Origin of the sequence: Streptococcus sp. KHUD_014 (genome assembly GCF_051106275.1) — a bacterium.
Taxonomy (GTDB): Bacteria; Bacillota; Bacilli; order Lactobacillales; family Streptococcaceae; genus Streptococcus.
In genome coordinates this window covers 704,253-718,218 of record NZ_CP193666.1, presented here as the reverse complement: position 1 = coordinate 718,218, position 13,966 = coordinate 704,253, and the positions used below count along the sequence as shown (strand labels likewise).

Genomic DNA, 13,966 nt, shown 5'->3' with positions numbered 1-13,966 from the left:
GCTGTTTTAAGACTGATGAAGACTTAACCTCCATCTCTGATTTCTAGTCTTTATCTAAGCTACGCAATGCAGCCTGATAAGTCTGTTCCATCAGCATGGTAATTGTCATAGGTCCTACCCCACCAGGTACGGGGGTGATATGACTAGCAATTGGTGCAACAGCATCATAGTCAACATCGCCACAAAGCTTGCCATTTTCATCTCGGTTCATCCCCACATCAATGACAACTGCTCCAGATTTGACAAAGTCAGCAGTCACAAACTTGGCACGACCGATTGCTACTACTAGAATATCTGCTTTAGAAGCTACTTGGGCTAGATTGTGGGTGCGAGAGTGGGTCAAGGTTACAGTTGCATTTTTTGCCAATAAAAGCTGAGCCATTGGCTTACCGACAATATTAGAACGACCAATGACAACTGCATTTTTACCTTCTAAGTCAATCCCATACTCATGAAACATTTCCATAATCCCGGCAGGTGTTGAAGGGATCATAACTGGGTGACCAGACCAAAGGCGTCCCATATTGAGCGGATGAAAACCATCCACATCCTTCTCAGGGTCAATAGCCAATAAAACAGCTTCCTCATCGATGTGTTTTGGTAAAGGCAATTGAACCAAAATCCCATGCCAAGCTGGATCTTGATTGTATTTGGCAATCAAATCCAACAATTCCTCTTGGGTAATTGTATCAGGAACTCGCAAAACTTCACTCTGGAATCCTGCAGCAATAGCTGAGCGTTCCTTGTTTCGAACGTAAACCTGACTAGCAGGATTGTCCCCAACCAAAATAACAACCAAACCAGGAACCAATCCTGTTTCTTCTTTCAATCTCGCAGTCTTTTCAGCCAACTGCCCTTGTAACTTGGCTGCTAGAGCCTTCCCATCGATAATCTGCGTCATGTTTCATCTCTTTTCTATCAAATATGTTCTATTATATCAAAAAATGGCTTATCACTCTAACACTTCTTGACTAAGAGACCTTATAGTCTGAAACTATAAGAAAAAGCTCAGTTGCAGGACTAGTCATTCTCTTACTGGAGGATAAAGGAACTCCACAGAATAAAGATATTATTTTTTGATTCTGCATCGAAAATAATGTACAATATAAGTAAAGGAAGTCTTACAAAAAAGGAGGATAGACATGTCAATCTTTCATAAATATATACTATTTTTTATATTTCTTATACTAGCACTATACTCTGATAAGCTTTTCAAAAAGAACCACCAAGTTTGGAAAATTATTTTCGCAGTATTAGGTATACTTACAAGCATTAGCTTCATGTTTTAACTAAAATAAAGTAGGAATCAGTGTTTTCTGATTCCTACTTTTTATTTATAACTTTAATCTAAACTGAGTAAAGAAGTTTTGCTATAACTTATCGAACTATCTACCTAAGAAAAAGTCGAAATGGATATAAATTTACAACTCTTACAAAACCTTACTCAAGAAATCCTTGGTTCTTTGTTCTTGGGTTTGTTCAAAGACTTGCTCTGGAGTTCCGTCTTCAACAACAACACCATCAGCCATAAAGATGACACGATCTGCCACCTCACGAGCAAAGCCCATTTCATGCGTTACGATAACCATGGTCATTCCTGACTGAGCAAGTTCTTGCATAACTGCTAGTACTTCTCCTACCATTTCTGGATCTAGAGCAGAAGTTGGTTCATCAAATAGTAAAACATCTGGCTCCATGGCTAGACCACGAGCAATAGCGATCCGCTGTTGTTGACCGCCCGACAAGCTTTGTGGATAGGCATCTGCCTTATCTGGCAAACCAACCTTTTTCAAGAGCTCATGCGCTCTCTTCTCAGCAACTGCCTTACTTTCGCCTTTTGTCTTAATAGGAGAAAGCGTGATGTTTTCCATTACTGTCATATTTGGGAAGAGATTGAATTGTTGGAAAACCATTCCCATCTTTTCACGCATGGCAAAGAGGTCGTTTTTCTTATCCGTAATATCCACTCCTTCAAAGATGACCTTGCCTTTTGTCGCTTCTTCGAGTAGATTCATGGAGCGAAGGAGGGTTGACTTTCCGCTACCAGAAGGTCCGATAATGACCACTACCTCACCCTGTTTGATTTCTAGGTTAATGCCCTTGAGCACTTCATTTTTGCCAAAGTTTTTATGGAGGTCTTCAATTTTAATTAGCGTTTCTGTCATTATTTCTTATTTCCTTGTCCCATACGATTTTCAAAAGCCTTCAAAGCCATTGTCAAGATAGATGTCATAATTAAGTAGTAAAAGGCTGCAAATAAGAGTGGTGTTAAGGGCAGGTAAGTAGTCGTTGACACTGTAGTAGCTCCATTCCACAGCTCCATAACACCAATAGCTGACAAGAGCGAGCTATCCTTAATAATGGTGATGAACTCATTCCCCAAGGCTGGCAAGATATTCTTGATTGCCTGTGGTAGAATGACATAGCGCATAGCATTTTTAGGACGAATCCCTAGTGAATAAGCTGCTTCTAATTGTCCTTTTGGAACTGCATTAATCCCAGCTCGAACTGTTTCTGATACGTAGGCACCACTATTCATTGAAATGATGATAATCCCCGGAATCAACCGAGAAAGCTCAATCCCTAAAATCCCAAACTGAATCGTCGGTGCATCAATACTCATGAGTGCAAATGCAATCATAATCTGGACCATCATAGGTGTTCCACGGAAAATCCAGATATAAATATTGGCAATCCATGCTAGAGGTTTGATTTTCGAACGTTGAGCAAAGGCTAGGAGCACACCCAAAATCGTCCCAAAAAAGACAACTAAAACAGAGATTAAGACTGTTACGAGGGCACCATAGTTAAAATATGGCAGATATTTAGGTAAAAAAGAAAAATTCATAGATACACTACTTTCTAACTTAAAACTTGTATAAGGATAACATATTTTGCATAAAAATGCAACTTCTTTTCCTGATATTTTCAATGAAATTTCAAAGAAAACAGAAATAGCGAGAAATCTTAGTTTTTCCTAGTCAAGTAGATACTCTTTATGGTAAAATAGTAACGATAAGAAATGGAGGAGAATCTAAATGGAATCACATTTGGTTAGAATCATCAACCGCCTAGAAGCAATGACAAAAGATGGTGGTAACTTAAAACGTAACTTTGAGCGCGAGGGAGTTGTTGTAGCTGAAGTTGCTTTTAACCATGATGAAGAAAATGGCCCAATCTTTACACTTCGTGATGTTGAAGCTCGTGAAACATATACTTTTGACAGCATCGACTTGATTGCGATGGAAATTTACGAACTTCTATACTAATAATAGATATACAGAGAGTGGGACAGAAATCGGTAATTCGTTAGAATTCGATTTCGTCGTCCCACCTCCGCACAGTTGAGTAGGGATGTAAAAGCTGATGAAATCAGCGTATTAGAGCCCACTCAACCACTGCGTCTTGCTCGACAATCCAAAGACAATTGAGAGGCTAGGACTTTTGTCCCAGCCTCTTCACTAACGAGAATCCTTTTTGTATTGCAAATAGGATTTTTTCTTATACTCAAGACTTAATTATATTTAAGCGAACTCAATGAAAATTCAAAAATTGGCTAGAAGTAGCTCTTAATTTTACTTTTAAATTAGAAAAAAACTGATGCGATCCGTAAAGAGACTAACTCAAGTGATGCTGACCTAGTTTATAAGATTTCAAAAAAATTAGCACTCTATTATCAAAAGTGCTAATACCTAATCTTTTTACTTGAATTGCCCAATAATCATGATATAATGAAACTATACAGTCATTTGACTATTTTTGACCTTTCAGATTTAGTCAGTGCTAAGAAAGAAATGAGGTGGCGGTATGCTCTGTCAAAACTGCAAAATCAATGACTCAACAATCCATCTTTATACCAATCTCAATGGTCAACAAAAGCAAATCGATCTCTGTCAAAATTGCTACAAAATTATCAAAACTGATCCTAACAATAGCTTATTTAAAGGAATTACAGATTTAAACAACCGTGATTTTGATCCCTTTGGAGACTTCTTTAACGATTTGAACAACTTTAGACCTTCATCAAATAACAATGTTCCTCCAACCCAGTCAGGTGGCGGATACGGAGGAAATGGTGGTTACGGCCATCAAAATCGTGGGTCAGTTCAAACTCCTCCACCTAACCAAGAAAAAGGACTCTTGGAAGAGTACGGAATCAATGTAACTGAGATTGCTCGTCGTGGAAATGTTGACCCTGTTATCGGTCGTGACGAGGAAATCATCCGCGTCATTGAAATTCTTAACCGTAGAACAAAAAACAACCCAGTCCTTATCGGAGAACCTGGTGTTGGTAAGACCGCTGTTGTTGAAGGCTTAGCTCAAAAAATTGTAGACGGTGATGTCCCTCATAAACTTCAAGGGAAAGAAGTCATTCGCTTAGATGTCGTTAGTCTTGTCCAAGGCACAGGTATTCGTGGCCAGTTTGAAGAACGCATGCAAAAACTCATGGAGGAAATTCGCAAACGCGATGATATCATCCTCTTCATTGACGAGATTCATGAGATTGTTGGAGCTGGTTCTGCAGGAGATGGCAATATGGATGCAGGAAATATCCTCAAACCAGCCCTTGCTCGTGGTGAACTCCAACTTGTTGGAGCTACTACTCTCAATGAATACCGCATCATCGAAAAAGATGCCGCCTTAGAACGACGAATGCAGCCTGTTAAGGTAGATGAACCAACAGTGGAAGAAACAATCACTATCCTTAAAGGTATTCAAAAGAAATACGAGGATTACCACCACGTTCATTATACCGATGCTGCTATCGAAGCTGCCGCTACTCTTTCTAACCGCTACATCCAAGATCGTTTCTTACCAGACAAGGCCATCGACCTTCTAGATGAAGCTGGTTCTAAAATGAATCTTACTCTAAACTTCGTCGACCCTAAGGTTATCGACCAACGCCTAATCGAAGCAGAAAATCTTAAAACTCAGGCAACTCGTGATGAAGACTTTGAAAAAGCGGCCTACTTCCGTGATCAGATTGCTAAGTATAAGGAAATGCAAAAGACAAAGGTAACGGATCAGGATACCCCAATCATCAGCGAAAAGACGATTGAACACATCATCGAACAAAAGACTAATATCCCAGTTGGTGACCTTAAGGAAAAAGAACAGTCTCAACTGATCAACCTAGCAGATGACCTCAAGGCTCATGTTATTGGTCAAGATGATGCAGTTGATAAAATCGCTAAGGCTATCCGTCGTAACCGTGTTGGACTCGGTACTCCAAACCGTCCAATTGGTAGCTTCCTCTTTGTTGGTCCTACTGGTGTCGGTAAAACAGAACTTTCTAAACAACTAGCTATCGAACTCTTTGGCTCTGCTGACAGCATGATTCGCTTTGATATGAGTGAATACATGGAAAAACACAGCGTGGCTAAACTCGTTGGTGCCCCTCCAGGATACGTAGGTTATGATGAAGCAGGTCAATTGACTGAAAAAGTTCGTCGTAACCCCTACTCACTAATCCTCTTGGATGAAGTTGAAAAAGCCCATCCAGATGTTATGCATATGTTCCTTCAAGTCTTGGACGATGGTCGTTTAACGGATGGTCAAGGTCGTACCGTTAGCTTTAAAGACGCCATCATTATCATGACCTCAAATGCAGGTACAGGTAAGGCAGAAGCTAGTGTTGGATTTGGTGCTGCTAGAGAAGGCCGTACTAACTCTGTTCTTGGAGAATTAGGCAACTTCTTTAGCCCAGAATTCATGAACCGTTTTGATGGCATTATCGAATTCAAGGCCCTCAGCAAGGAAAATCTCCTTCAAATCGTTGATCTCATGTTAGATGATGTCAATAAACGACTCTCAAGCAATAACATCCATTTGGATGTAACAGATAAGGTTAAAGAAAAACTTGTAGACCTTGGTTATGATCCAAAAATGGGAGCTCGTCCACTCCGTCGTACCATCCAAGACTACATCGAAGATGCCATTACGGACTACTACCTTGAAAATCCAAGCGAGAAAAACCTCAAGGCTGTCATGACTAGCAATGGTAAAATCATGATTAAATCAAAAAATAAATTGGAAACAGTTGACTCAAATGACTAATTCCACATACTAAAAGAATGTTCTTACTTGACAGTAAGAGCATTCTTTAATATGATAGAAAGAAAGCGCACACATAAAGGAGAAATTTATGACAAATCCAACCTTTGGAGAAAGAAAAGAGGGTGTAACCTACAAAACTAGATATGGTGTTTATGCAGTCATCCCTGACTCAGCACATGAAAAGATTATCCTCGTTCAAGCTCCAAATGGTGCATGGTTCTTGCCTGGTGGCGAGATTGAAGCAGGCGAAGATCATTTTGAAGCTCTCAAACGAGAACTGATTGAAGAATTAGGTTTTACAGCTGAGATTGGCACTTATTATGGTCAAGCAGATGAGTATTTCTATTCCAGCCATCGTGATACTTACTACTACAATCCAGCCTATCTCTACGAAGCTACTTCTTATCAAGAAATCCAAAAACCTTTGGAGGACTTCAATCATCTAGCTTGGTTTCCAATCGATGAAGCCATTGCTAACTTAAAACGTGGCAGTCATAAATGGGCAATTGAAGCCTGGAAAAAACAGCATCAAGTTTAAATTAACTTTTCCAATTTTTCCAAAAAGTGCTATAATAGAAATAGAAACACAGGAGGAAAGCCTATGAAGCTCATCAACACTACTAATTCTCACTCAAACCTTGTTAAAAGCCAACTGGAGAGTACCGACGCTACACTCGTAGAAGTCTACTCTGCAGGCAACACTGATGTTATCTTTACTCAGGCACCGCTTCATTATGAAATCCTCATTTCCAATAAACATCGTGCTATCCGCGAACAAGAAATGGAAAAAATCCAAGAATTTTTCTTGAATCGTAAGATTGACAAGCAAAATATCGATGAAGCTAATATCAAGATCCTCTACTCTGAAAAATTGATTGAAATCTCAATCCCAACAAAATAAAACTTAGCTATATTTGGACAACACTCTAAAAATTCTAACTTTTTAGAGTGTTCTTTGTCTGTCTAATCCGATATTCTAGAATCAGATTCAGTGTTACAGAAAGAGTTTTCTAACAATCCTTCAACTGACTAAGTTTGGCAATATTTTTGTAAAAACTCGGTACTTGATCATCAAAATAATTAATTCTACTATTATAATTTACTAACATTAAAAAAGGAGCCCATAAATGGAGAACATAGTATACAGAAAAGCAAGGCTAGACGAATACCAAAAAATTGGAAAAGTAATAGCCGATAGCTTCTTTGACTATCCATTCTTAACTCTAATCATAGATGATCTCAAGAAACCTGAAAACTATCCTGCTTTTTTAGAACTATTGGAAAGTCTCCTGACTCGCCTCTATATCAAAGAAGAGACCTGTTTAGTAGCTGAACAAGGCGGAGAAATCCTGGCTGTCGCCTTATTACAACAAAACGATTTTTCTATCCTATCTTACTTGCTAAATGGTGTCATAAAACTGTTTCGCTACATTAGCCCACGAAATTTTTTGAAGTATCTTGATCTAGTAGACCGTTCCGAAGAACATTTGAAAAAATCTAATAGCTTTGACTGGTATTTGATGCTCCTTGCAGTCAATCCATCCGTTAAAGGACAAGGTGTGGGCAGTGCTTTTCTTAGAGACGCAGTTGAGCCTTATGTCAAATCCAAGGGCTGCAAGCGCTTAGGGCTCATTACCAGTACAGAAAAAAATGTTCCATTCTACAAAAAGAATGATTATGTATTGCTAGATTTTATGGAGTTAGAGTATGGGACTAAGTCCATTGGGAACTGGGCTTTTTTAAAAACTATCAATAAATAAAGTAAAAAGGAGTTTAAATCAACTCCTTTTTACTTTATTTAACTGCTTCTTTCAAGGCTTCAACCTTATCCAAGCGTTCCCATGGAAGATCGATATCTGTACGTCCCATGTGTCCATAAGCCGCTGTTTGACGGTAAATTGGACGTTTGAGGTCAAGCATTTGAATGATTCCTGCTGGACGAAGGTCAAAGATTTGACGTGCTGCTTTTTCAAGCTTGCTTTCAGCTACTGTTCCAGTACCGAAGGTATCGATACGAACAGATACAGGTTGGGCTACACCAATGGCATAAGCCAATTGAACTTCTGCTTTCTTAGCAAGACCAGCAGCAACGATGTTTTTTGCAATGTAGCGAGCTGCATAAGAAGCTGAACGGTCAACCTTAGTCGCATCCTTACCAGAGAAGGCACCACCACCGTGACGTGAGTAACCACCATAAGTATCCACGATGATCTTACGACCAGTCAAACCTGAGTCTCCTTGAGGTCCTCCGATAACGAAACGACCTGTTGGATTGATGAAGAATTTAGTTTCGTCGTCAAGATAAGAAGCTGGAATCACTTCTTTGATAACCTTGTTAATCACATCTTCATGGATTTGGTCGTTGCTAACTTCTGGATCGTGTTGAGTTGAAATAACAACTGTATCCACGCGCACTGGCTGGTCATTTTCATCGTATTCAACAGTAACTTGAGATTTAGCATCTGGACGAAGATAGCTAATTTCACCAGACTTACGAAGCTCTGCCAAACGACGAACCAACTTGTGGCTGAGTGAGATTGGCAATGGCATGAGTTCTTCAGTTTCATTAACCGCGAAACCAAACATGAGTCCTTGGTCTCCAGCTCCAATCAAATCAAGTGGATCTTGATCTGCGTTTCCACGAACTTCCAAGGCTTCATTAACACCTTGGGCGATATCTGGAGATTGCTCTACCAATGATGGATGAACTCCTACTGTTTCAGCTGAGAATCCATACTCAGTGTTGGTATAGCCAATCTCTGCAATCGTATCACGTACCACACGGTTAATATCTACATAGGCATTGGTTGAAATTTCACCAAAAACATGAACTGAACCAGTATAAACAGCTGTTTCAGCAGCAACGTGGGCTTCTGGATCTTGCTCTAAAATAGCATCCAAAATAGCATCTGAAATTTGGTCTGCAATCTTATCTGGATGCCCCTCAGATACAGATTCAGACGTGAATAATTTACGTTCTGACATAAAAATGTCCCCCCTTAAAAAATATTCGTTATAGAGTTACAAAGTACTGGTAGAGAATCGATAAACGACGTTCACTACCACCTTATCGGGACCATATAACCTAACTATTATAACACGAATCTTTCAAAAATACTCGTATGATTACTATTTTTCTCAGAAGGAAAATGTTTTCTAATCTTAGGCAAATAAAAACTCTTAAAGTGGATAGGATTCCCAACTTCAAGAGATTTCTTAAAAACTAATTATTTTCTAGATAAAACTCAAAACGTTCTCCGACGTATTGGCTCTTTACATACTCAAAAGCTGTACCATCATCAAAGTAAGAAACCTGAGTCAGTCCTAAAATAGCATGCCCCTTTTCTACTTCCAGATAATGAGCAATCTTTTCCTTGGCTAAGCGAGCATAAATAGTCTGGTGAGATTTCCCAATTCGATAACCATGTTTCTGTAAGGTTTGAAAGAAATGTTTGGTTACTTCTTCTTTCTTGAAATTCTTGATAAATTTCTCAGGAATAGAAGCCACCTCGTAGACTACCGGAACTTGATCTGCATAACGAACACGTTCCATTCGAATAATATTTTCAGTGGTCTTGATCCCTAATTTTTCAACTTCTTGCTCATTAGGAATAGTCCGACGATAGGAAATCAGATGACTCGATGGTGTTTTCCCCTGAGCCTTCACAATTTCCGTAAAACTAGTCGTTCCACGCATTTTTTCCTGAACACGAGTACTAGAAACAAAGGTCCCGCTACCCACACGACGCTCCAAAACTCCTTCCTCGACCAAAAGGGAGATGGCTTGACGAAGGGTCATACGGCTAACCTCAAATTCCTCAGCTAAGTCTCTCTCGCTTGGGAGTCTCTCTCCAATTTTCCAATTTCCCTCGTCAATACCTTTTTTGATTTGGTCGTGAATTTTCATATAAGCTGGTAACATGCTTGCTCACTTCTTTTCTTTATTTTTTCCATTGTACCCTATCTCATGGGGAAAAGTCAAACTGCACTTGTTTGGTTGGTAATTCTGGGGCATTTATGATAGAATATTCAAGAAGATATTTCTTTTAAGAAAGGGAAAAGATGACCAACATTTCAACTGATTTGCAAGATGTCGAAAAGATCATCGTACTGGACTATGGTAGCCAGTATAACCAACTTATCTCACGTCGTATCCGTGAGATTGGTGTCTTTTCAGAACTAAAAAGTCACAAGATTTCGGCTGACGAAGTCCGTGCTATCAATCCTATCGGGATTGTACTTTCAGGTGGTCCAAACTCTGTTTACGAAGAAGGATCATTTGATATTGATCCAGAGATTTTTGAACTTGGAATTCCAATTTTAGGAATCTGCTACGGTATGCAACTATTGACACACAAGCTTGGTGGTAAGGTTGTTCCTGCAGGTGACGCTGGTAACCGTGAATACGGACAATCCACTCTTACTCACACTGAGTCTGCTCTTTTTGCCGGAACTCCAGAAGAACAACTTGTCTTGATGAGCCACGGGGATGCTGTTACTGAAATTCCAGCTGACTTTATCCGTACTGGTACATCAGCTGACTGTCCTTATGCATCAATCGAAAATCCAGACAAGAAAATCTATGGTATCCAATTCCACCCAGAGGTTCGTCATTCAGTTCACGGCTATGATATCCTTCGTAACTTTGCCTTGAATATCTGTGGTGCCAAAGGTGACTGGACTATGGATAACTTTATCGAGATGCAAATCAAACAAATCCGTGAAAAGGTTGGAGACAAACGTGTTCTCCTTGGTCTTTCAGGTGGTGTTGACTCTTCTGTTGTTGGGGTTCTGCTCCAAAAAGCCATCGGGGATCAATTGATCTGTATTTTTGTAGACCACGGTCTTCTCCGTAAAGGTGAAGCTGACCAAGTTATGGATATGCTTGGTGGTAAGTTTGGTTTGAACATTGTCAAAGCAGATGCTGCTAAACGTTTCCTTGATAAATTGGCTGGTGTATCTGATCCTGAACAAAAACGGAAGATTATCGGTAACGAGTTTGTTTATGTCTTTGATGACGAAGCAAGCAAACTAACAGATGTGAAATTCCTTGCTCAAGGAACTCTTTATACTGACGTGATTGAGTCTGGTACCGATACTGCTCAAACCATCAAGTCTCATCACAACGTAGGTGGACTTCCTGAAGATATGCAGTTTGAACTCATCGAACCACTTAACACTCTTTACAAGGATGAAGTTCGTGCACTCGGTACTGAGCTTGGTATGCCAGACCACATCGTATGGCGCCAACCATTCCCAGGTCCAGGGCTTGCTATCCGTGTCATGGGTGAAATCACTGAAGAAAAGCTTGAAACAGTTCGTGAATCAGACGCTATCCTTCGTGAAGAAATCGCTAAAGCTGGTCTTGACCGCGATATCTGGCAATACTTCACTGTTAATACTGGCGTTCGTTCAGTAGGGGTTATGGGTGACGGTCGTACTTATGACTATACAATTGCTATCCGTGCCATCACTTCTATCGATGGAATGACAGCTGACTTCGCTAAGATCCCTTGGGAAGTCCTCCAAAAAATCTCTGTGCGCATCGTAAATGAAGTTGACCACGTTAACCGCATCGTCTACGATATTACAAGTAAACCACCTGCAACCGTTGAGTGGGAGTAGAGTAAGTTATTCAAGAAAACGCTTGAAATCAATGATTTCAGCGTTTTTATTTTCCTATTAGCACCAATTTAGCACCAAAAACTATTTTTCAATGTCTAAATCTAAAATCTTTTTAACATTTTTGGTACTCTCTACATACTTACCCTTCTTTGATTCTCTAACAATTCTGTCATAATCACTATCATTTTCATCTAATTCATAAACACGATATAAATCATTTTTAAATTCAAACTCACTAATCAAATCTTGTTTTCTCATTATGATACCCCCCTAATATAAATTATACATAAAAAAATACTTACATCAACTAATTTGATAAATTTCAAATATGATATAATAAGAAAAAATAGAAGAGGAAATAAAATGCTTAAAGAATTTGGTAAAACTACTTTAGAAATATCAAAATCTGATTCAAATAAAGAACAAAATATCCCACTTCTAAAAATGTATGATGATGAAGAATTGATTGGAATTTTTAATATTCTTACAAGTGAAGTTATAGAAAATATAGATTTAGCAGATTATGATATTCGTTTTGCACAGAAACAAATTGAATTAAATCGAGATAATTATCTTGAAACATGGAAAGAGATAAAAAATACGGTAAACACTAATAGTTTACCGTAGGAATCAAAAGTTTAATCAGACAGACTTTGCTAGTCAGATAAAACTTTAGATTGAAATTTTTTAGTATGCTGATTGCCATTAAATTTACTTTTTCTGATATTATTTTCACTCACCACTACTTTTCCAGTCATTCTAGTTGCCACTTCTTTCATTGCATTTGGTCTTAAATGAGAGTACGTTCCAAGTGTGGTCTTAATATCAGCGTGTCCTAAACGATTTTGCATTTCTAAATCATTCATTCCTAAAGAGAGCATAAAGCTGGCATGAGAGTGTCTTAAATCGTGGATCCTAATTGATTTTATTTTTGCGTAATCACTATGAGATTTTAGAACACGTTTAAGAGTTGATTTTACCAATGGACTATCAGCTATGGAAAATACAAATTTACATTCCCCTATTTGAGATTGTGCTTTCTTCCAATATTTCAAATGTTCTAATGTATCATCATCAAGATACAAAAGCCTTACACCTGATATAGATTTTGTATCGGTAAGATACCACTCTTTTTGGCTTTTATAATACATGGAACAGTCTATTAAAACAGTCCCTTTTTCAAAGTCAATTTTCGACCATTCAATAGCTTGTAATTCACTTGTTCTAACTCCAGTCATAAAGAAAAACCAAAATGTAGTAAAGTACAATAATTCATAGATATTAGATTTATCAAATGTACTAATGAATAGCTGAAATTCTTCCACCGTCCAAAAATCAACTTTAGGACGGTCTTTTTTTACGTTTCCTACCGTTTTAGCAACATTATTTGATAACATACCTAGTTTAACTGCTAAATCAAAGACCTGTTGTAAAATTTGATGAACAGAACGAATATAATTATTAGATAATCCCTCTATAAACATTGAATTTTGCCACTGCTTAACATGAGGTGGTAAAATATCTGATAACTTCATATTCTCAAAATATGAAAGTCTTTTAAACTTAGACTGCGACATATCAAAAGTCCGTTTTCTAACCTGACTTTTATAGTCTGGTATAAAATAATCATCTAGGAACTTTTTAAAGGTCATTGTACTATTTGTAGATATTGCCCCTTTTCCAAAATCTGCCTGAATCTGTAATTGCCACATTTGAGCCTCTCTTTGAGTTTTAAAGCCAGTTTTAAATTTACGTATTCTTTTACCAGTCTGACTATCAAATCCTAGCGATACAGAGGCTCTATATGTTCCATTTTGTAATGGATATATGTTTGGAAGCTTAGGCATTTTCTTTTACTTCCATATCCACTAGACTTGCCTCATCTATTTTTACACCTAAAATTTCTTCTACCGTCTCAAGTGGCACACGTCCTAAGCCTTTACTTTCATACCATGTTAGACCTTGACTAGCTAATTTTGCTTTAGCCTGTTTTACTAACATCATGGCTTGCCAACTTGAAAAACCTAACTTCATTAAATCTTTTTTTACAACAAACATACTTTTTCCCCTTTCTTTATGATATAATTATTTTGGTTTTTTATTTTGATGTGTGATTGATTTTCACGCATCTTTTTTTTACATCTAATCCATAAATTTTTATCATTCATGAACATATAAATATTATTCAATTCCTGATTTATCGGTATACGCTTTTCAAATCGTATCACTCTATGAACAGTATCTAAACTTTCATCAAAGAACATCACGATTTTTTTAGTCATTT

The 13,966-nt window shown here is 38.2% G+C and carries 16 protein-coding genes; 7 read left to right on the top strand and 9 right to left on the bottom strand.

Translation table 11 applies throughout. The features are described 5' to 3' along the window. Positions 1–43 precede the first annotated feature (43 nt). From ACORHT_RS03525 to ACORHT_RS03515, 3 genes are all read right to left on the bottom strand, one after another. Positions 44–901 (bottom strand): bifunctional methylenetetrahydrofolate dehydrogenase/methenyltetrahydrofolate cyclohydrolase, encoded by an 858-nt coding sequence (locus ACORHT_RS03525; RefSeq protein WP_434350624.1) that lies wholly within the window; start codon positions 899–901, stop codon positions 44–46. A 529-nt stretch (positions 902–1,430) separates the two neighbouring features. Then, a complete protein-coding gene (locus tag ACORHT_RS03520) occupies positions 1,431–2,165 on the bottom strand; it encodes an amino acid ABC transporter ATP-binding protein (RefSeq protein ID WP_434350623.1) in 735 nt (244 codons plus the stop codon). Next, a complete protein-coding gene (locus ACORHT_RS03515; protein WP_434350622.1) occupies positions 2,165–2,848 on the bottom strand; it encodes an amino acid ABC transporter permease in 684 nt (227 codons plus the stop codon). Before ACORHT_RS03515 ends, ACORHT_RS03520 begins: the two co-directional genes overlap by 1 nt. Before the next feature lie 190 nt (positions 2,849–3,038). Here ACORHT_RS03515 and ACORHT_RS03510 point away from each other — a divergent pair, with 190 nt between their 5' ends. The 5 genes from ACORHT_RS03510 to ACORHT_RS03490 all read left to right on the top strand — a co-directional run bounded on the left by ACORHT_RS03510 (position 3,039) and on the right by ACORHT_RS03490 (position 7,817). After that, positions 3,039–3,269 (top strand): DUF1797 family protein, encoded by a 231-nt coding sequence (locus ACORHT_RS03510; RefSeq protein ID WP_000443576.1) that lies wholly within the window; start codon positions 3,039–3,041, stop codon positions 3,267–3,269. 538 nt (positions 3,270–3,807) lie between these two features. Then, a complete protein-coding gene (locus ACORHT_RS03505) occupies positions 3,808–6,057 on the top strand; it encodes an AAA family ATPase (protein WP_434350621.1) in 2,250 nt (749 codons plus the stop codon). Between the two features lie 88 nt (positions 6,058–6,145). After that, a complete protein-coding gene (locus ACORHT_RS03500; RefSeq protein ID WP_434350620.1) occupies positions 6,146–6,595 on the top strand; it encodes an NUDIX hydrolase in 450 nt (149 codons plus the stop codon). 63 nt (positions 6,596–6,658) lie between these two features. After that, the gene (locus ACORHT_RS03495) at positions 6,659–6,958 is read left to right on the top strand and encodes a DUF1827 family protein (RefSeq protein ID WP_434350619.1); all 300 of its coding nucleotides are present in this window, start codon (positions 6,659–6,661) and stop codon (positions 6,956–6,958) included. Positions 6,959–7,184: 226 nt separating this feature from the next. After that, positions 7,185–7,817, top strand: a complete 633-nt coding sequence (locus ACORHT_RS03490; RefSeq protein WP_434350618.1) for a GNAT family N-acetyltransferase — start codon at positions 7,185–7,187, stop codon at positions 7,815–7,817. A gap of 34 nt (positions 7,818–7,851) precedes the next feature. Here the strand turns inward: ACORHT_RS03490 and metK are convergent, their stop codons facing one another. Together metK and ACORHT_RS03480 are read right to left on the bottom strand one after the other, a co-directional pair. Beyond that, positions 7,852–9,042 carry a methionine adenosyltransferase gene (metK, locus tag ACORHT_RS03485; protein WP_414274080.1) on the bottom strand — a complete coding sequence of 397 codons (1,191 nt, stop codon included), beginning with the start codon at positions 9,040–9,042 and terminating at the stop codon, positions 7,852–7,854. A 238-nt stretch (positions 9,043–9,280) separates the two neighbouring features. Next, on the bottom strand, positions 9,281–9,979 hold the full coding sequence (locus ACORHT_RS03480; RefSeq protein ID WP_153225419.1) for a GntR family transcriptional regulator: 699 nt from the start codon (positions 9,977–9,979) through the stop codon (positions 9,281–9,283). Between the two features lie 140 nt (positions 9,980–10,119). Here ACORHT_RS03480 and guaA point away from each other — a divergent pair, with 140 nt between their 5' ends. Next, positions 10,120–11,682, top strand: a complete 1,563-nt coding sequence (gene guaA, locus ACORHT_RS03475; RefSeq protein WP_000182006.1) for a glutamine-hydrolyzing GMP synthase — start codon at positions 10,120–10,122, stop codon at positions 11,680–11,682. A gap of 81 nt (positions 11,683–11,763) precedes the next feature. Here guaA and ACORHT_RS03470 read toward each other — a convergent pair whose 3' ends face one another. Further along, positions 11,764–11,940, bottom strand: coding sequence for a hypothetical protein (locus tag ACORHT_RS03470; RefSeq protein ID WP_167745184.1), 177 nt, complete (start codon positions 11,938–11,940; stop codon positions 11,764–11,766). Positions 11,941–12,045: 105 nt separating this feature from the next. Here ACORHT_RS03470 and ACORHT_RS03465 point away from each other — a divergent pair, with 105 nt between their 5' ends. Further along, positions 12,046–12,309 (top strand): hypothetical protein, encoded by a 264-nt coding sequence (locus ACORHT_RS03465; RefSeq protein WP_254723988.1) that lies wholly within the window; start codon positions 12,046–12,048, stop codon positions 12,307–12,309. A 29-nt stretch (positions 12,310–12,338) separates the two neighbouring features. On the opposite strand, the gene ACORHT_RS03460 is transcribed toward ACORHT_RS03465, so the two are convergent. Genes ACORHT_RS03460 through ACORHT_RS03450 form a run of 3 tightly spaced genes read right to left on the bottom strand, consistent with a single transcriptional unit; the run spans position 12,339 to position 13,964 of the window. Next, the gene (locus tag ACORHT_RS03460) at positions 12,339–13,529 is read right to left on the bottom strand and encodes a tyrosine-type recombinase/integrase (RefSeq protein ID WP_434350617.1); all 1,191 of its coding nucleotides are present in this window, start codon (positions 13,527–13,529) and stop codon (positions 12,339–12,341) included. Then, on the bottom strand, positions 13,522–13,740 hold the full coding sequence (locus tag ACORHT_RS03455) for a DUF3173 family protein (protein WP_049519936.1): 219 nt from the start codon (positions 13,738–13,740) through the stop codon (positions 13,522–13,524). The genes ACORHT_RS03460 and ACORHT_RS03455 overlap by 8 nt, the downstream gene beginning before the upstream one ends. Continuing rightward, positions 13,728–13,964 carry a hypothetical protein gene (locus ACORHT_RS03450; RefSeq protein ID WP_434350616.1) on the bottom strand — a complete coding sequence of 79 codons (237 nt, stop codon included), beginning with the start codon at positions 13,962–13,964 and terminating at the stop codon, positions 13,728–13,730. The genes ACORHT_RS03455 and ACORHT_RS03450 overlap by 13 nt, the downstream gene beginning before the upstream one ends. Positions 13,965–13,966: the final 2 nt, after the last annotated feature.